The sequence below is a fragment of the Pelatocladus sp. genome, assembly GCF_059505505.1.
Genome location: NZ_JCACKS010000224.1, coordinates 1 through 19,778, shown reverse-complemented (window position 1 = coordinate 19,778; position 19,778 = coordinate 1). Strand labels below are relative to the sequence as shown.

Genomic DNA, 19,778 nt, shown 5'->3' with positions numbered 1-19,778 from the left:
TGAAATAACCATGAGCATAATTATCCCCGAAGAAATATATTCTATTAATTTAAATTATGGAAAATAAAACAAGAGGATTTATCACTATTTTAACAGGTCTATACTCATTTCAAGATTGCATTCATTTTTTAGCTGCCATTAGAAAATTTCATCAAGAACCAATAATTATTCTTGTTGATCGTGTTCCTAAAATTTTGTATCCCTTACTCACAGCCTTTAAAAATGTAATTTTAAAACCAGCGCCAAGCAATGAAAATACTGTTTTAGCATCGCGGTTGGCAAAAGTTTCTTTGTGTTCATTGTCTGAATTTAATAAAACTATTTTTTTAGATTCAGATATTTGTTTACTTACTAATATCAATGATGTATTTGATGATTTAGATGAATTTGATTTGTTGTTAACAAAAGATGTTCAGCCTGCTATTGCCAAAGCGACAAATTTACTCAGAGGTAATCAGCAAGAAAATTTACCCAAGGTTTTGCAAATATTACAATCTGTAGGTCTACCACTGCAAGAAACTAGTATTCAATATAATAGTGGTTTTATCGCTTTTCGCAAAAATGAAATAGTTCAAAAATTTTTTGCGGAATTTCAAAAGTATTTTCAAATTATTCAAAATCATCAAGATCAGCTTTTATTAAGAGATCAAGGAGCTTTTGCATCTGCTATTGAAACTGTGCGTCCTGAAATTAAGGTATTACCACCTACCTATAACTATTTGAGTAAATGGAAAGACTGCTATCAAATTGAAGAAGACATTAAAGTACTTCACTGTACATACGCCTACAGACCCCAATACGCCAAAAATATTACTAATTCAGTATACACAAAGGTATTTGATAAATTTGCTCAAGTTTTTATCCCTAATCAAATTACTAATCCCTGGCGTGGAAAATGAATATTTATGAAAGAAAAATTAAAAATATCAATACTAGTTTGGAATTTGTCAACCAATGACGGTTATATTAGAGCATCTTTACTACAAAAAGCATTACTAAAATTAGGATTTGAAGTAGAAATATTAGGATTTTTATTTGGTAAAGAGTTGTATGCAGCTATTCCGGATGATACCAAAATTTATATTATAGAAGGTAAAAAATATCCAGATTTTTTTAAATCAATAGGTCAAATTTTAAAACATATTGATGGAGATATTATTTATGCAATTAAGCCTCAACCAGCGAGTTTTGGAGTTGCGCTTTTAAAGAAACTATATACTCGCCGATCTGTAATTGTAGATATTGATGATTGGGAAATGAGTTGGTACGGTGGTGATGATTGGCGTTATCGTCCCACATTCAAACAATTAGCTAGAGATTTGATTAAATCAAATGGTGCTTTAAGATCACCGTATCATCCTTTGTATTTGAAATGGATGGAAGGTTTAATTAATCAGGCTGATGCTGTGACTGTACATAATCAATTTTTACAGCAGCGCTTTGGAGGTATATTTGTTCCCAATGGCAAAGATACCTGTTTATTTGATCCCTCTGGATATGACAGTAATGCTAGTAGAATTCGTTATGGTTTATCAGGATATAAAATCTTGATGTTTCCCGGTGCGCCAAGACCTTATAAAGGTCTAGAAGATATTCTCATCGCACTCGAAAAAATCAATCAGCCAGATTTAAAACTTGTGATTGTGGGTGGTAGTCCCTACGATGATTATGACCGTCAACTTCAAGAAGAATGGGGAAATTGGATAATTAAATTACCCAAGTTTTCAGCTGATTTAATGCCAGATGTAGTAGCTGCGGCTCATATTGTTGTTGTTCCCCAACGAGACACACCAGAAACTCGCGCTCAATTCCCTCTGAAATTAACAGATGGAATGGCAATGGCTAAACCTGTATTATCAACCAAAGTAGGAGATATTCCCGATATCTTAGGTGGAACAGGATATTTAGCTGAACCTGATTCTCCAGAAGAAATCGCCAAGCAAATTCAACTGATTTTTAAAGATTTAGATGCAGCAAATGAATGTGGGAAAAGAGCTAGAGAAAGGTGCGTAGAAAAATATAGTCTAGAAGCGATGGCATCTAGTTTAAAATCAGTAATTGATCGGTTGTAAGTCTTGATAATATATATTCTCAAAATTGAGTATATTTGGAGTTATCAATAATTACATAAATATGCAACCGTAAAAACACGGGATAGCAAAATTACAACTATTTAATTTTTCCAAACATCACTTTTAGCTATTTCAAACATTTAGCCAATAATCATGTTAAGAATGAGTATATTTTGATTTCATTTTCCAATGTCTACTCGGAAACTACTACTCAGATTTGCTAAACCCTATCCCGGTCTAATTTTTTTAACAATAGTATTAGGATTTTCTGGAGCTTTATTTAATGGAGTAGGTACAGCCTTAATTGTGCCTGTAATTTTAAAAATTGTGGGACAAGAAGTAGACTTTAGCAGCGCTCCTCCTATTCTCAAAGCGATTATAGCTCCGTTTGAGAATATGTCAGAAAATAACCGCTTATGGCTAATGTCTGGGGCAATTATATTAATAATTTTTTTAAAAAATATAGCGAGTTATGCTAGTGCTTTAACATCTAGTTATTTATCACGTCGCTTGACTTCTGACATGCGGGAAGCAGGTGTACAGTTATTACTAGAAATAGATATAGATTATTATGCCAAGATAAAAATTGGCGACTTAATGAATCGACTAGGTGGAGAAATTGGTCGGTCTGCAACTACTATTAGCAACACAGTTAAATTAGTAATTCTAGGAATTACTATCTTAGTTTTTGTGGGTTTACTAATATCGATTTCTTGGCAATTAACAATTGCCGCTACTATTTTGCTATCTTTCGTAACGTTAATTAATCAGTATGTAATTGCTCGCTCTCGTATTTTTGGTAAACTGCTGAGTGAAATGTCAAAAGCATATTCAGTTGCAATTCTAGAAATTCTCAGTGGTATTCGGTTAGTCAAAGCAACAGGTAACGAAGAAAGAGAATATCAACGCATTCAACAATTTATTCGAGAGCGTGAAAAAGCTGATTTTCGCTCTCAAATAAATTCGGAAGCGATCGCACCAATCAGTGAGGTGATGGGAGTTGTTTCTTTATTATTAATAGTCATTTTAAGCCGCACATTTTTTAAACAAGAAATCACTTCACTTTCAACAGTATTACTCACATATTTATTAATTTTACTGAGATTATTACCGTTAATTGCTCAGTTAAATACTCTCCGCAATAGCTTTGCAAATGCAACCACCAGTGTAGAAGTAACTGCTGACTTTCTGCGCCGGGATGATAAGCCTTTAATGAAAAATGGCAGTGTTACTTACACAAATCTAAATAAAAGTATTAGTTTTAACCATATTTCTTTTGCTTACCCTGGTCATGAAAAAATGGTACTCAAAGATGTGGATTTATCTCTACCACGTGGTACAACATTAGCTTTAGTCGGTACTTCTGGCGCGGGTAAATCAACCGTAGCAGACCTTTTACCGAGATTTTATGACCCGATTTCCGGTTCTATTACCATTGATGGAATTGACATACGGGAGTTTGAAATTACATCTCTACGCAAAGGGATGGGAATTGTTAGTCAAGACACGTTTTTGTTTAATGATTCAGTACGAAACAACATTGCTTACGGACGTACTGATGCTACAGATGATGAAATTATTACTGCAACTCAGCAGGCTAATGCTTACGAATTTATCACTAAATTACCCCAGGGATTCGATACATTGATTGGCGATCGCGGCGTCATGTTATCGGGTGGACAAAAACAGCGTCTTGCGATCGCACGAGCTTTGTTACAAAATCCAGACATACTCATATTAGATGAAGCTACCAGCGCCTTAGATACAGTTTCTGAACGCTTAGTACAAGAAGCGATAGATGATCTCAGCCGCGATCGCACCACCTTAGTAATTGCACACCGCTTGTCTACTGTGCAAAAAGCTGACCAAATCGCCGTCTTAGATCAAGGCCGTGTAGTAGAGGTGGGAACTCATGAAGAACTCTTACAAAAAAATGGTCATTATTCTCGCTTGTACTTAATGCAATTTGGCGAACAGCAAGCATATACCAGCAAACATCAAGAAGGCTTAATTAGGATTTCTCATGAATTTCGCACACGCTTAAACTCAATGATTGGCTTGCTACTGTTATTAGTTGATAACTTAGCAGATAATCCTCAAGAAAGACAGGATTTAGTTGTAGATGCTTACAAATCTGCTTTGAAAATTCTCAATATTGTTGATGTTGTTGAGGATGTCGTGAACATGGAAACAACATTGAAAAATCTATCTCTTAACCAAGCAAATCAGAACATAAATCCTCAAGACTCCAACCTGATTAATACCGCAAAAAAGTTTCACATAGATATTAACGAAATCATTAATTATTTGCGCTTACTTGTAAATAACTCAATAGATGATCCTCAGCAAGAAAATGAATTTATTCAACAGGCGCTACAATCTGCCATCCGGTTACTTAATTATTTAGAAACTTTTGAAGATAGTATTAAACTGAATTAAATATGAAAATTTCTTTTCCTCAAAAACATTATGTCTTTTGTTTGATAGATGAAATACCCAAACCAGGAGCAAGTTTAGTTCAGTCTACAAACGCAGCTAATGGAGCTGCTAATTTAGGTTATTCAACTGTTTTAGCTTATCCCTCTAAAGGATTATCTGCACTTAATCCTTTAAATTTAGTTCGTCCTTTTCAACCAATAAAAGCATCAGCAGAACTTGTGAAATACTACAACCTGCAAGACAAATTAAAAGTAGCACCTTTACCAATGCCTTGGCCTATTGATTATATCAAAGGAAAGTTGACTAATTCTAATACCATCGCCACAAAGTATTATTTACCATTTCATATTCTTTCTCAAACAAAACTTGTTCATGCTTGGAACTGGAATTTTATTAAAGCTGCTATCAAACATGGCGTTCCAGTTATTTATGAACACCATCACCATGAAGATAAATATTTTGAGCCAGAAATCGTAAATCATCCCTTATTTCAAGTAGCTGTGACAGTTGCCCACACAGTTAGAGATGGGATGATCGCTAAAGGAATGCCACCAGAAAAAGTGATTAAATTGCATAATGGCTACAATCGTTTTTTTATGGAAAGGCAACCAGAAAAAGCTATAGAATGGCGGCAACATCTACTGAAAAATGGACGTCAACAACTAGTAATTTATTCAGGAGCCTTAAGACAATTTAAAGGAATTGATATTTTAATCGAGGTTGCCAAACAATTAGTAAATGTTGAATTTGTTTGTGCAGGTGGCGAACCAAAAGAAGTTGCTTATTATCAGCAATTAGCACAACAAAAACAGGTAGGTAACATCAGCTTTTTAGGCTATATCTTGCACGAAGATTTAGCATCTTTATTACAATCAGCTGATGTTTTAGCTCATCCTCACTGTTCTGGTGCAGCTGCAACTTTTACATCACCGATGAAGTTATTTGATTACTTAGCCTCTGGTAATCCGATTGTAGCAACAGAAATTCCTTCATTAATGGAGTTTAAAAATACTAATGCGATCGCTGCTTGGTGTGAACCAGATAATCCGACTAAATTTGCCCAAGCATTAAAGCAAGTAATAGAAAATTATCCTCGGAAAGTCGCAGGATATCCAGAAATTTTAGAGTTTGTTAAACAATTTTCTTGGGAAAATCGCGCCGCCAAAATCCTTAGTTATGTTGATGAATCTTTACATCCTGAATTAATCGGCTTAGACTCCAACTAAACACTAACCACTAATTATTATGAAAACAATTGGCATGATTAGCAGCTATCACGCATTAGAAAAACAAGCCGATTGGCTATGGCAACAAACACCACAACCGTTTGGTGTTTGGGGAAATATGCAAATAAAATCATTAGCATCTAAGCCAGATTTTTTATTAATGTATCAGTTTAATTTTCCTAAACCCACTGAAAAAAAATCTTTGTTAGATAACTTTCGCAAACCACAAACTTCTGAAATTAAGATTGATACTTTGCTACGTCAACTTCCCAAAGATAGAATTATTTATTTACTACGTGAACCACCTCTAGAGGAAGTTGTCGAAAAACATAAACTAGCTTATCAAGAAGCTCAAAAGTATTGCGGTTATGTATCGGGGCCTGATGATTTTGCTCCAACTCCTGATTATATGCCTGCAATTTGGTATCATACCAATTCTTTTCGAGATTTGAATGAAATGCCAGCGCCAGTAAAGATTTCCAATTGTAGTTGGATTACTTCTGGAATTAGCCGTACTGCTAACCATCGTCAGCGTTTAGATTTTTTGAAAGCTTTACAAACTAGTGGAATTCTAGTTGATTTATACGGACGAGATTTACCAAATTGGGTAAAATCTTCAGGTGAATTAAGTAACAAATGGTATGGTATAGCTCCGTACTATTACAATCTGGCAATTGAAAATTATAGCGGCAATAATTGGTATGTCAGTGAAAAATTATGGGATGCACTTTTAGCATGGTGTTTACCAATTTACTATGGAGGTTCGGCAGCTGATAAGTTATTACCACCCGGTAGTTTTTTGCGCTTACCTAGCTTGGATGAAAAAGGTATTAGTTATATTCGAGAAATAACTAAAACTCCTGATGCTTGGTATGAAGCCAAAGACGCTATAGCTGAAGCTCGTCAAATTATTTTACATGAATTAAATTTGCTCAACTGGTTATCAAACTTTGTGAACAAGCAAGGATAAAAATATGAAAAATGGAATCTATACTTTAGCAAATGATTTAGTTTATAACCAATTAGTAGCATTACTAAATAGTATAGAAGTTAATGCTGGTAAGGATTTGCCTGTATGTGTGATTGCATATAATGATCAAATAGACAGAATTCGTGCCGAAGTTGCATCTCGAAACAATGTCACTTTATTAGAAAAATCTGATATTTTTGCTCGTTGGGAAGAGTTTTCTTTGAAAGTATGGCAATCTCATCCAACTGCTATTCAAAGTTGGGAAGAAAGAGGGATAAAAAAATTTTATAGAGTAAGTGAAAATCGCCGTTACTGCGCGTTTGATTCTGATAGCCTATTTGAAAATTTTATTTATTTAGATGCTGATACGTTAGTAATGCAGCCTTTAGATTTTATTTTTGAGCAGTTAGAACATCATGATTTTGTTGTCTATGATTTTCAATATAAAGACCCTGCTCATATCTACAACTTACAATCTCCTCAGCTTTTAGAAGTATTTAGTCAACAAAAAATTGATTCAGAAATTTTCTGTTCTGGTTTTTACGCTTCTAAACGAGGTATATTTACTGCACAACAAAGAGATTGGTTACTGTCTAAATTAAATGCAGGGGAATCAGATGTTTTATATATGTCTGCTCCGAATCAATCTGTTCTCAACTATATGAGAATGAGAGCAAACGTCTCATTTTATAATTTTGCGATCAACTTACCTCCAAACAAAGCCACTGGCTGTTGTGTGACTTCTCCGCATTTTGAAAACCGAAATTATGTTCTTTATGATCACGGAAATAGATTAACTTATTTACATTATATTGGTTTATCTTCCAAGTTTTTTAATCGAGTTTGTGATGGTGAAAATATTGATTTTCCCTATCGCGATCTGTTCTTACACTATCGCTATTTGCATCAGCCAGAACAACGACCCAAGTTTACCACTAAAGCTAGAGCTTACAACGCCCCACCAAGTTTAACGATAAGGATTTTTAGAAAATTAGGCATCAAAGTTGAGGTATAATTTCATGAATCGGGGAATTTATATTATTGCCAATGATCAGGTGATTGATCATGCGATCGCACTCCTGAATAGCATCAGATTGTATGACCAAGAAACACCAATTGTCATGATTCCTTATGATGACAATTATCACAACATTGCCAACATACTCAACAAACATTATCAAGTTGGAATCTATGAAGATTTAGAGTTTATTGACCGACTATCTCATAAATTACATGAAAGTTTCGGCGGGAAATTCTTCGCGCGACCGAATCAATTTCGCAAACAAGCTTGTTGGCTTGGCCCTTTTGATGAATTTTTGTACATTGATACAGATATTGTTGTTTTTGAAAAAATTATAGATAACCTCAAATATCTCAATCAAGTAGATTTCATTTGTTGTGACTATCAACATTTTGGCGGTATTCAGAATGTCTTTACATCAAAAATATTAGAAGAAAAAATCTTTACTGAAAATCAACTTAAAGATATTTTTAATGGTGGTTTCTGGGGTTCTAAGAAAAACCTAATTTCAGAACAAGATTTGTATGAAACCTTTGCCGAATGTGCTGCTCATCCTGAATACTTTGATTTTTCTCAAAAAACATCTGACCAACCAATTATCAACTATATGCTTCTCAAGCGCATTCCTCGTCGTTTTAATATAGTTCGTCGTGAGGAGAAAGCGCCAGGAAATTGGGCGGGAACTCCAAATTTTCAAACTCAGGAACATGTGCTATTTGATCCAACAGTAAATCAATCCTTACAATATTTACATTGGGCAGGTATTTGCATTCAACCAGGTTGTCCCTACTGGGAAATTTGGGAATATTACCGCAATCTTAATTCAGCTTTACTACCAGCAGATATTCCAACACCTGTGAAAAAACATCAATGGGAAAGTAAATTGGATAATTTGAAGAAGCAATTGCGACAACTTAAGGCTAATTTGTAGCAGGACATTGGAAGTTAGGCAAAAAAATAGTGTTTGTTTATCGAACACAGATCTTCTATTAGCACACCTGATTAATTAACCACTGCATTGCACTTTCCACATCGCTGACTTTCTCTCCTGGTGGAGTCGGTGGACGCTTCACCATTATCACCTTAACCCCCATCTCCCGCGCTGCAATTATCTTGGCATAAGTCGCATCACCACCACTATTCTTGCTCACAAGAGTATCAATCTGATGTTCGACTAACAGTCGGCGTTCGTTGTCTAGAGAAAAAGGGCCGCGATCGCACAATATCATCCCTGGTGGAACTAATGCATCAGCCGCAGGTGGATCAATTAATCGCATCAAGAACCAAATATTATCTAATCTGGCGAAAGGTGCAAGTTGCTGTCTACCGATAGTCAAAAATACCCGTTTGGCAAATTCAGGTAACACACTCGCAACAGCTTCCACACTATCAAACTCTATCCACTCATCCCCAGGAACTTGTAGCCATGTGGGACGAATAAACAGCAAATAAGGGATATTACAACTTGTAGCAGCACTAACCGCATTCCAAGATATTTGGGCTGCAAACGGATGAGTAGCATCAATGAGCAAATCTATTTTCGCCTCACGCAGATATTCAACCAAACCATCTTCCCCACCAAAACCACCAATCCGCACCATTCCCGTAGGCGCTTGCGGATTACGAGTGCGACCTGCCAAAGACGTAATCACCTCTATTTGCTCAATAACCGAAGCTTTAGCCGCTAACTCAGCAGCATCACCCGTTCCACCAAGAATCAGAAGACGTTTCATTTAGTCATTTGTCATTGGTCATTAGTTATTCTCCCCTTGTCCGCGATCCCCAATCCCCAACCCCCAATCCCCGATCCAGCAATTCGGTTGCTTGTGAATCTTGACTAATAATCTCACCTTTACGGTCAAACAATACAGTACCAACTTTCAAGCTGACATTTGCATATTTCTGCACATAAGCTGTGGCTTTCTGACTAATTTTTTCAGCCAGTTTCCCAAATACTAATTCTGACAACCCTAGTTCGATTAATTTTTTGTGTGCTGCATCGGCGGTTTTGGCTTCTAAAACTGCGCCTACAGCCTGTAAATCACCACCAACGGCTACTACAGCAGCGCTAATTATTTCTAATTTGGCATCTGCTAAATGACTGGAAGTATTGAAAATACCTCCTGCTAGCTTAATTAGTTTACCTTGATATCCCAACAACAAAACAGAAGTTGCATGGTATAGTCCAGCTTCTACAAGCATGGCGCCAATCCAGTTACCAGTTTGTGCGATCGCTGATTCTGGTATACCTAAACGTTGAGCAACTTGCATACCATTACTACCTATACAAAATGCCAAATCAGTATAATCCCTGAGTTTAGTTTGCAATGATTGGCGAAATTCTTCTAGATGATCAGCCACAGACAAGGGTTGAGAAATACCACTAGTTCCCAACAATGACAGTCCCTCTAAAATACCAAAAGCTTCATTGGAAGTGCGTTGTGCCAATTGGCGACCTTCGGGAAGAATAATTGATACTGTTAATGTTTGCTCTAGAGGAATCAGGGGTAGTAAATTCGCATCAAACAAACGACGAGCATAGCTATAGATTGCTGCTTCCCCAGCAGCTGTTTTTCCCAAACCTTCACCAGCTTCCAAAACCAAAGCTTGAGACTGTCGTTGTGACAATCTCACCCAAGCCCAAATAGGTGTATTTCTTGTTAGGTCTAAATTATCACCAGGATCACTGTGTGTTATGGCTAGGGCGCTATGCAGTTCTAGCATTGCTACTTGAGAGATGGGAATTTCTGCTTTTGTGGGTAGCAGATCAATCTCAACGGATACCTGTGAGTTTATCTTGCTACTTAGATGTAGCAAAGCAGCCTTAGCAGCAGCCACTGCAAATACTGGTAGAGTGTAACCTGTACGAGCCATAGGTAGGAAGTTTCGATTTGCGATTTTGGATTGACCGATACTTCTTTGATGGTACAAGCGCCCAGATTCCACAAGGGAATATTATTATCAAAATAGTAAGTACAAAGGGTGTCTAATATGGCTAGTCAAACCAATGTACAGGTACAAAGAATTAGAGCTATTGGCTTAACAGTCACAAATTGCGATCGCTCTTTGGATTTTTATACACAAGCGCTTAGTTTTGAGTTCGTTTCCGACATCACTGTTGAAGGACAGGATTACAGCGACTTGGAAGGCGTAACTGGGACAAAAATTCGCATTGTCAGCTTGCGATTACAAGATGAACTCATCGAGTTAATGGAGTATCTCAATGTAGAGGGAAAACCCATCCCCAGTGATTCACAAAGTAATGACCTGTGGTTTCAACATTTGGCAATTGTGGTTAGTGATATGGATCGCGCCTATGCTCATTTGCATTCATTTCCAATTGAATCCATATCGGTTGAACCACAGACAATATCATCTGGGAATGAAGCATCTGCTGGTGTCCGCGCCTTCAAGTTTAAAGATCCTGACGGTCATGATTTAGAGTTAATTTGGTTTCCGCCTGATAAAGGACAAGATAAATGGCATCAAAACACGAATCGCTTGTTTTTGGGAATTGATCATAGTGCGATCGCAGTTTTTCAAACCGACCAGAGTCTACATTTTTACCGCGATCTCCTGGGAATGCAAATTGATAGCCGCAGTTTCAACTGGCGTCCTACCCAAACTCGCCTGGATAATTTACCAGGAGCCGAAGTCCGAATTACAGATCTGCGACCAACTCAAGATGGTGTAGGAATTGAAATGCTGGACTATATTTTGCCTGGAAAAGGTCGCCCAATACCGAGTGATTGGAAAAGTTCCGATATTTCACACATGCAAATTGAGCTAGTTGTAAATAATCTTGAGCAGCTAGTGGATAAGCTACGGCAAAACGGGGTTCAGTTTGTGTCACCAAGAATTGTACAGCTTGCAGATAGCCCATTTACTTACAGGCAGGGTTGTTTAGTTAAAGACCCTGATGGACATGCAATGTTGCTGGTTGTGGAATGAGTAAATCAAAATTTTTCAAATTTTTCATTTCTATCTGATGACAGCGATTATGATCGTGCTGCTGGCTTTACTTAACAACGGAGGAATTTTAGCGATCGCTTACGATTAAGTGCGATCGCTGTATTAATTTTACAAACATTCTTGTAACTTTAGTTTGTCATCTAGAGTATTTACTATAAATATTATTTACCAAGTCTTACCCAGCTTGCCACGAAAACCATCAAAAGTTCCCACGATACAAGCCCATAATTTTATTAATACGGAATCTGGTTCGTAACGAATAATTCTCTCCATCATCGTCAGTAAAATTTTGATTCTGTAAGCTATTGAACGATATAAGAATTTTTTTTGTACAAGTCTGGTTTCAAAAAAAGTATGATTTCTACAAGCATAGTAATAGCGAGAAGGAGAACAAATAAAAGTACTAAATGTGTTTGTATATTTTTTAAATCTATCTTTCACTTGAGAATAATTTCCGATACGATGTTTCATCATCGCATTTTTAATAACAATAATTTTATATTCTTTTTTTCGGAAATTCATGCAGTAAGCATAATCTACAGCGTCTAAAAATAAATCTACTCTTGGTAGTTCGACATATTTGGCTGCATTGATGTTGATTAGAGATCCCGATGTAATAACAGCATCACATTGATAAATATTTTTAATTTTAGCAAGCCCTGGTATAGGCGCAAGCTTATAATCTGAAAAAATATAACCAGGAAATTCTTGTTTTGTATTAATATCGAATATTGCAGGAGCAATTATCCCTATGTTTTGATTTTGAGATAAATCTTGATAATTAGTTAATAGTTTTTCTAAAACATCATCATCCGGTTCACTATCTTGATCAAACAGCCAAAGAAAATCATAGCCTTTTTGGATAGCCCAACTAACAGCAATTTTTAACCCTCCAGCAACTCCAATATTTTCGGGATGAAAATCTACAATTATGTTTTCCTGATGATTATTGGCGATTATTTGACTTTTAGAATTATCAACTATAAATATTTTTTCAATTGGGGATGACTGTTTTGTTATAGCTGTAATAGTTTTCTGAAGAGCTTCTTTTTCTTGATAAGCGGTTATGTAAACTGCAATTTTATAGTTTTTCATTTAAATTTATAGTACTAAAGCACTCATTACAAAGAACTAATTAATCTCAATGTTTTTTGCTAAACCTAACATTTTTTTCACTTTCAACCACTGATTTCTCAATTTCCAAAACTTACTTGATTCCATTGCTGCAATTTGAGCATAAGCATATTGCAGTTCTTGCAATATTAAATTATTTTGATTTGGTTGACTAGATAGGTTTAGTTCGAGATAAATTTCACTCTTAGGAAATCCAAACCACATATCTGAGCTATAATATTTATTAGCTAATTTTCTAAATTTGTGACAAAAATATTTAGCTATATTAAGCGCATATTTATTTGTAGTATGAATCATGGATTCTGAATGCACTCTATAGTAACTAAGTACTGTTGGGACAAGTTTACAAGAATAGTTTGACTGAGCAATTTTTAACCAGAGATCGTAGTCATCCCATCCAAACCAACCATATTCAATTAATTCTGTAGAATATCCACCTAGTTTGAGTAATATATTTTTATTAAACAGAGCCATAGCATCTATATATGGCTGTTTAACTAACTTATGTACATCCCAGTCATAGCAAGAGATACGATTAATTTCTTGTCTAGTTTGGTTATCAAATCTTTGTATTTCACCATATACCGCAGCACATCGAGAAGATTTAATCGTTTCATAAAGAACAGGTAAACAATTTGGGTAAATCCAATTATCTGCGTCTAATATAAAAACATAGGGAGAACGAGAAAGTCTCAATCCTACGTTTCTAGCATCTGCTAAACCAGTATTAAACCACTTACTAACTAAACAGATTGGTATTTGAGATTGTTGCAAATATTCTGCGACTAAATTAGCTGAGTTATCTGTTGAAGAGTCATTAATAACTAAGACTTCAATACCTCCTGGTATGTTAGCTAAGTCTGTTTTCGCAACACTTTCTAAACATTCATAAATATACTCTGAGTAGTTATAAAGTGTAATGATCACCGAGATACATGGTTTATTACACCTATCATATGCAGAATTTGATTTCAAATTCCACGGAGAACTACCCATTTTTTCACATAAGTTTGCGGCTTTTAAGCGAGATATATATAATAGTCTTTTTTCATCTATAGTTAAATTTGATTCTTTTATTTTGACGGGTTGTGGTTCTAATTGTGTGGATTTATAAAAAGTTTTTTCAGGATGAATATGATGATACTTTAAAATTAGTTGTGTTTGTATATATTCAGTATTTAAGTCTGTTTGATTTGCTAATAATTCTGAGTGGCGAGAGTTAAGTTTGCTTTGATTCAATATTAATTGAGAGTGTTCTTTTGCTTTAATCATTGCTGACTTCCTCTTTGCAAAATAAAAGCTTTTTTGAGTTTAAACCAAGCTTGACGAAGTTTCCAAAATTTACTACTTTCCATTGCTTTGATTATGTTTTGACAATGCTCCCAGGCTGTATGAGCTTGATGTAACTGGGTTTGTGTATTTTGCCATTGCTGCTGAATTTCTTGTAGTTGAGATTGAGATTGTTCTAATTGAGTTTGAGTTTTTTCTAACTGAATTTGTTTATCTTCTAAATCAAACTGCGATCGCTTAAATTCAGCATATATTTCTTTTAGCTGATTTTGGCAATAATTATATTCCTCAGACAGTTGAGAATATTGTTGATATAAAGATGAATATTTACCCTCCAAACTTAATGGAAATGCTCGCAGGACAAACTGCAATGTATCAGCATCTTCATCTTGTTCAATAGTATTAATGATATTAATATCAATTTTATTTTTATCTATATAAGGTATCCAGTCTGAGCCAGAAAAAATTGGTAATTTTATTTGTTCATACGTATCAACAAAATATCCAGAACGCTCAAATAATTGTGTAACTGTTTGACGAGTAAAAAATCTTAAATGTGTATTGTCTAAAATACCTAGTTCTGTATATTCAAATTTTCCTTGCAATAAAGCTAGTCGAATTGCTCCATGAGCAATGTTAGGAATAGAAGCAACTACGTATCCTCCTGGCTGCAATATTTGCTTAATTTCTTCTAGTATTCTCCAAGGATTTCGCAGATGTTCTAAAATATCTCCAAATACAGCTACATCAAAAGTTTGTCCTGATAAAATATCCCTTAAAGTCACAAAATCTAAGTCAGCAACAATTACTTCTTCGCAATATTCTTCAGCGATTTTGGCAGCCTTGGGATTAATTTCAATTCCAGTAACTTGACAACCTTTGCTACTTAATAACCTAGCAAAATAACCTGTAGCGCAGCCAAAATCAATGACACGTTTATTTTCTCCTATCCAATGGAGCATTTTTTTTAAACTACTATTTTCATCTAATTCTTCTATAGTTATACTTGGCAATAAAGGATAATCTTTTTCTGATGTAATAATCATACAAACACACTATTCTTATTTGATCATTGGTAATTTCTGAGGTGACACCTCAACCTGAACACTTATTGGCAGATCTACCCAAGCATGGATACGCTTACCTGTATCAGGGGGAAGTACTTGGAATACCATTGCATTGTCAATCCAGTCAAATGTCATTGCTGTATAGTTTTCTGCACCCGCTACAGTCAAACTATAAGAGCCTGGGCGTAATGGTAAATGAAATATAAATTCTATTTTTAACTGTTCTCCTGGCTCTAATTTATCAATCGGATAATTTTCTTCAAATGTATTACTACCAACTAATTCATTTCCATTTTTGTCACAAATAAAAAAACCAACTATACATGCTTTTAAAGTTTCATAGACATCGAGTTCGACAATTAGTTTAACTTGTTCATTAAATCCTATAGTCGGTGTTTCTCCTAATTTTTCTCCAATTTTGTTAAGTAATTGAATATTTTTGATTAATGCTTTCCGATTACCTCTGCGAGTAGGCTGGGACTTTACTAAAGATTGCTGAGAATGGTGCTGGTTATGAGATGAATTTTCTTCTTTTTTAGTGCCTATTCCTAATTCTGTTTCTGTAACCAGCTTCATGTACTTAATAATGACAGCATTAGGCGTTCCCGAAAAGTAATTTTGACCTTCATGAATCATTACTGCTGAATTACATAATGTTTTAACTGCTCCAGAATCATGAGATACAAACAATGTGGTAACTCCAGAATCCATTAAACTTCGCATCCGGCGCATACAGCGATGTTGAAAAACTATATCTCCCACTGCTAGCGCTTCATCAACAATTAAAATTTCTGGATCGACATTTACTGCTACCGCAAAAGCCAAGCGAACAAACATCCCACTAGAATAAGTTTTAACTGGTTGATCAATAAAATCTCCAATATCAGCAAAACTGGCGATCGCGTCAAATTTATCTTCAATTTGTTTCTGATTTAATCCTAATAATCTGCCATTAAAAAATACATTTTGTCTTCCAGTAAATTCAGGATTAAATCCACTACCTAATTCTAATAACGCCGATACACGACCATTCACTATCACTTCACCTGTTGTTGGTGTCAAAGTGCCAGCAATAATTTGTAGTAAAGTACTCTTCCCAGAGCCATTTTTACCAATAATTCCTACTGTTTCACCTTTCGGAATCTCTAAATTAATATCTCGTAATGCCCAAAATTCACTAGCTCTGCTTTTACCAGATAGAAAAATTTCTTTGAGCCTATCTACAGGATGAATATAGCATTTAAAGCACTTTGAGATATTTTTTAGGGAAATTGCTATTTCTTCTCCCATATTTTTGCTTTAAATTCTGAAAAATTCCACAGCATGAAAAATCATGCTTGTGGAAGTTTGTTTGAGCCTGCGCTGCCATTTCACTGGAAAGCTTCATTACATCATAAGTGGCATTAAATTACTTGAGTTGCCATTTTGCCAAAACTGTGGATATGAAGGTTATGATTTGGATTGTAGAGATATTTGCAATAATTGCTTTAGGAGCTTAAAAAGCTTGTTTGATGAGAAACTTTATGAGTTTATGCTTTTAAAAAATCATGAAAAGCTATCATAACCTTAAGTTTTCTGCGATTTTCGTAGAAACTTTAATGATAGTTTTTTAGAGACGCCCATACACTCAGACAAAAAAGGGCAGTTTATAAAGTGGCATATTTCTAGTTCATAATAACTTAGGAACTACTTGCACTAGTCCAAATTCTGTGCTTTGATACAAATCACGTAAGCGGAAATACGAACCAAATTTTCTGCTTGGGTGTTCCTGAATCTTTTTCCCGACTAGGAATATAAAAATGGACGCCCATAAATTAGGCTCACAGAATAGAGATGGAATTTTATTCCTCTTTTTCCGTGTGCTTATTATATCTTGGTTATGTATTTTAAAGACGAACAACTAATGTGATACATCACAAACAGACTGTATGAAATCTCTCATACTTAGTCTGTAAGCCTTGACCACCTAAACCCTATTTTTAATATCAGGTGTGCTTAGTCTAACTGCTACTTTAATATTTCACAACTCCTGCGCGTTTTCTCTGACTGTACGCACTGCCTAAGTTGATGGTGATAATTGACAATTGACAATTCTTGTGATATGGGGTTAAATTCTTCAAAGAAGTAAGGCGCCGGTGCATCCCCGCCAAGAGAGTCACTAACGCCCTTTGTTAAACACTTTATCGATAACTTAATCATGACACAAAATACACAATACAACGAGCCGAAGACCAGTACCCAGACTGTTGCCTACAAAAATCGTCTAAATTCCTGGGTAATTGCCCGTTTACTCCCTGATACAGAGCGTCAGATTATTGCTCGCTTCCGTAGTCGCTCTGACGCTGACGGACACATGCAACGTTTGCGCCAGATCTCACCTGAAAGTAACCTTATGGTTATGTTTGATTGTCAAGCAGATGAAAGTTTGAATTAAAGTTATGGAAAGGCGATCGCACTTCTCAAAATCGAGGTGCGATTAACTGTTCTTTTGCGATTTATGATTAGCTTTTGACAGTATAGAAAGAGAAAGAGCGATCGCACTCTTGTATCAACAAGTGCGATCGCTCTGTTTTTAACTTTGTTGAGATACTCGGTACAGATGTAGTGGGGGCTTTAAAAGCCCAAACTTTACCCAACTAAGTACAAAGAAGTACAAATTTATTAGTTATTATTGAGTTTTATTAAGAAAGATTAGAAAAATTTCTTGCCCTTGCTAAAGTTATGGAATAAGCTTCTAGATACGATTTCAAAAAAATCACTTAGCTAAAGTTAATAAAAATAACACACAATTCTATTCTGTACTATAGTCAAAAAATTATCATAAATGTTACAATGCTTAATAATGTAACAGTCGCAAAATGTTTTACAGAACACCATCTTTATGACTGTGGATACTTGTGCATAAAAATAAAGTGATTGTAGCCTTTAATAACTCAGAACAATCAAAACTACCAGTCGTCCTCATCTTACCGGGCGTGTCAATAGCAGCGTAAATCCAAAATCGATTGATTGGGTAAACACCCAACCACTGACATCTATCAAATACACCACTTCCAAACTAAGAATTACTAAAGAGTAGTGCCATGAAGACCGCTCAGACAGCTACAGACCTAGTGCGGACTTACCTACGTGAAATTGGTCGCGTACCACTGTTAACACACGAGGAAGAGATTTTTTATGGCAAACAGGTGCAGCGAGCAGCAGCTCTACGTGAGGTTAGAGAGTTACTTCAGCACCAGTTAGGTCGTGAACCAACGCTAGCAGAATGGGCGACAGCGACGCATTTAGAACTCACAGAATTAGATAAAGCGATCGCTGAGGCTGAAATTGCTAAACGCAGGATGGTTGAAGCTAATCTGCGACTGGTGGTTTCTGTGGCGAAAAAGTATATTAAGCGCAACGTCGATTTGCTGGACTTAATCCAAGAAGGTAGCATTGGGATGCAGCGCGGTGTAGAGAAATTTGACCCTACCAAAGGCTACAGATTTTCTACCTATGCTTATTGGTGGATACGTCAAGCCATCACTCGTGCGATCGCCGAAAAAGGCCGGACTATTCGCCTGCCGATTCACATTACCGAAAAACTAAATAAAATCAAAAAAGCACAACGCCAATTATCCCAAAAATTAGGACGCGCTCCTTCAGTTTCAGAATTAGCACAAGAATTAGAATTAACCCCCAAACAAGTACGAGAGTATCTAGAAAAAGCACGTGTTCCTCTATCTCTAGATATACGCTTGGGAGATAATTATGATACTGAACTAGGAGAAATGCTAGAAGATCCAGGAGCATCTCCAGAAGATTTCGTCACCCAGTCTTCATTATCTGGTGACTTAGAAGCTCTCATGGCAGATCTCACACCACAACAACGGGAAGTGATATCCTTACGCTTTGGTTTAAATGATGGACACGCCCTGACTCTAGCTAAGATCGGCGAAATACTAAACATCAGCCGCGAACGAGTGCGACAAATCGAACGGGAAGCCCTAAGTAAACTTCGCAAATCTAAACTCAGTATCAATGAATATTTAGCAAGTTAATAGGAGCGAATGCAATACTGCAAGGGATAGGATTTTCGTCATAATTTTGGGTATGTAGAGCCGTTGCACTGCAACGTCTCTGGTGGGTTTAAATGCCAATCGATTTGTCTTATCCGAGCAGTATTGAGAGCGAACGGCCTTTTCTTTTGCTCCTACTAAGGAATATGGTGATATTTTCCGCTTTCTTTGGTACGGTTACACCCACTGTCAACACAACTTCAGCCTGTTACATTAGTTTGCAGAAGCACACAACAGCAATAGTTAAAGTTAAACAGATAATTCATAATCTGTGATTAAAGTTTGATAGAAATTCAGTTTGCCTGCTGTTGTGGTAGTACAGGAGGAAAAACGTGAATAACCCATCTAATAAAGTCTCAGAATTTTTTAACGGTGAGTCAGAAACCGAAAACTTTCTCTGGCATTATGTTAAATCATTAACTCCAGACACCGTTAGCCAGTTATCTCAACCTAGTTCTCCTGAAGTATTTCAGGTATTGACGTACTCCCTGGACTAAAGCCGCAGGGATTCTCAAATGATGTTACGAGG

The 19,778-nt window shown here is 36.0% G+C and carries 16 protein-coding genes and 1 pseudogene; 11 read left to right on the top strand and 6 right to left on the bottom strand.

Features of this window, described 5'->3' with window-relative positions:
• Window positions 1-56: 56 nt before the first annotated feature.
• The 7 genes from AC5JMK_RS20960 to AC5JMK_RS20930 all read left to right on the top strand — a co-directional run bounded on the left by AC5JMK_RS20960 (window position 57) and on the right by AC5JMK_RS20930 (window position 8,659).
• Complete coding sequence (locus AC5JMK_RS20960; RefSeq protein WP_096676809.1) at window positions 57-899, top strand: putative nucleotide-diphospho-sugar transferase; 843 nt, start codon at window positions 57-59, stop codon at window positions 897-899.
• 6 nt (window positions 900-905) lie between these two features.
• Complete coding sequence (locus AC5JMK_RS20955; RefSeq protein ID WP_096676811.1) at window positions 906-2,072, top strand: glycosyltransferase family 4 protein; 1,167 nt, start codon at window positions 906-908, stop codon at window positions 2,070-2,072.
• Window positions 2,073-2,261: 189 nt separating this feature from the next.
• Window positions 2,262-4,511 carry an ABC transporter ATP-binding protein gene (locus AC5JMK_RS20950; RefSeq protein ID WP_096676813.1) on the top strand — a complete coding sequence of 750 codons (2,250 nt, stop codon included), beginning with the start codon at window positions 2,262-2,264 and terminating at the stop codon, window positions 4,509-4,511.
• Between the two features lie 2 nt (window positions 4,512-4,513).
• Entirely contained in the window at window positions 4,514-5,737 is a 1,224-nt protein-coding gene (locus AC5JMK_RS20945) for a glycosyltransferase family 4 protein (protein WP_096676815.1), read from the top strand.
• A 19-nt stretch (window positions 5,738-5,756) separates the two neighbouring features.
• A complete protein-coding gene (locus AC5JMK_RS20940) occupies window positions 5,757-6,707 on the top strand; it encodes a glycosyltransferase family 10 domain-containing protein (RefSeq protein WP_096676816.1) in 951 nt (316 codons plus the stop codon).
• 4 nt (window positions 6,708-6,711) lie between these two features.
• On the top strand, window positions 6,712-7,722 hold the full coding sequence (locus AC5JMK_RS20935; protein ID WP_096676817.1) for an Npun_R2821/Npun_R2822 family protein: 1,011 nt from the start codon (window positions 6,712-6,714) through the stop codon (window positions 7,720-7,722).
• Between the two features lie 4 nt (window positions 7,723-7,726).
• Window positions 7,727-8,659: an Npun_R2821/Npun_R2822 family protein gene (locus AC5JMK_RS20930; RefSeq protein ID WP_495910944.1), complete on the top strand. Its 933-nt coding sequence runs from the start codon at window positions 7,727-7,729 to the stop codon at window positions 8,657-8,659.
• Window positions 8,660-8,717: 58 nt separating this feature from the next.
• Here AC5JMK_RS20930 and AC5JMK_RS20925 read toward each other — a convergent pair whose 3' ends face one another.
• Together AC5JMK_RS20925 and cbiD are read right to left on the bottom strand one after the other, a co-directional pair.
• Complete coding sequence (locus AC5JMK_RS20925; RefSeq protein ID WP_495910943.1) at window positions 8,718-9,461, bottom strand: cobalt-precorrin-6A reductase; 744 nt, start codon at window positions 9,459-9,461, stop codon at window positions 8,718-8,720.
• Between the two features lie 25 nt (window positions 9,462-9,486).
• Window positions 9,487-10,602, bottom strand: a complete 1,116-nt coding sequence (gene cbiD / locus AC5JMK_RS20920; protein ID WP_495910942.1) for a cobalt-precorrin-5B (C(1))-methyltransferase CbiD — start codon at window positions 10,600-10,602, stop codon at window positions 9,487-9,489.
• Between the two features lie 117 nt (window positions 10,603-10,719).
• Here cbiD and AC5JMK_RS20915 point away from each other — a divergent pair, with 117 nt between their 5' ends.
• A complete protein-coding gene (locus AC5JMK_RS20915) occupies window positions 10,720-11,679 on the top strand; it encodes a VOC family protein (protein ID WP_495910941.1) in 960 nt (319 codons plus the stop codon).
• 186 nt (window positions 11,680-11,865) lie between these two features.
• Here the strand turns inward: AC5JMK_RS20915 and AC5JMK_RS20910 are convergent, their stop codons facing one another.
• Genes AC5JMK_RS20910 through AC5JMK_RS20895 form a run of 4 tightly spaced genes read right to left on the bottom strand, consistent with a single transcriptional unit; the run spans window position 11,866 to window position 16,481 of the window.
• Complete coding sequence (locus tag AC5JMK_RS20910; protein ID WP_096676822.1) at window positions 11,866-12,795, bottom strand: glycosyltransferase family 2 protein; 930 nt, start codon at window positions 12,793-12,795, stop codon at window positions 11,866-11,868.
• A gap of 36 nt (window positions 12,796-12,831) precedes the next feature.
• On the bottom strand, window positions 12,832-14,106 hold the full coding sequence (locus AC5JMK_RS20905; RefSeq protein ID WP_096676823.1) for a glycosyltransferase family 2 protein: 1,275 nt from the start codon (window positions 14,104-14,106) through the stop codon (window positions 12,832-12,834).
• Window positions 14,103-15,170, bottom strand: coding sequence for a class I SAM-dependent methyltransferase (locus AC5JMK_RS20900; RefSeq protein WP_096676824.1), 1,068 nt, complete (start codon window positions 15,168-15,170; stop codon window positions 14,103-14,105). The genes AC5JMK_RS20905 and AC5JMK_RS20900 overlap by 4 nt, the downstream gene beginning before the upstream one ends.
• Window positions 15,171-15,185: 15 nt before the next feature.
• Window positions 15,186-16,481: an ABC transporter ATP-binding protein gene (locus AC5JMK_RS20895; protein ID WP_096676825.1), complete on the bottom strand. Its 1,296-nt coding sequence runs from the start codon at window positions 16,479-16,481 to the stop codon at window positions 15,186-15,188.
• Window positions 16,482-17,388: 907 nt separating this feature from the next.
• On the opposite strand from AC5JMK_RS20895, the gene AC5JMK_RS20890 reads away from it, so the two are divergent.
• The 3 genes and pseudogenes from AC5JMK_RS20890 to AC5JMK_RS20880 form a co-directional block, all read left to right on the top strand.
• Window positions 17,389-17,625, top strand: a complete 237-nt coding sequence (locus AC5JMK_RS20890; protein WP_096676826.1) for a hypothetical protein — start codon at window positions 17,389-17,391, stop codon at window positions 17,623-17,625.
• 649 nt (window positions 17,626-18,274) lie between these two features.
• Window positions 18,275-19,231: an RNA polymerase sigma factor, RpoD/SigA family gene (locus AC5JMK_RS20885; RefSeq protein ID WP_096676827.1), complete on the top strand. Its 957-nt coding sequence runs from the start codon at window positions 18,275-18,277 to the stop codon at window positions 19,229-19,231.
• Between the two features lie 350 nt (window positions 19,232-19,581).
• A pseudogene (locus AC5JMK_RS20880) lies at window positions 19,582-19,728 on the top strand (DUF760 domain-containing protein); the annotation flags it as partial.
• Between the last annotated feature and the right edge of the window lie 50 nt (window positions 19,729-19,778).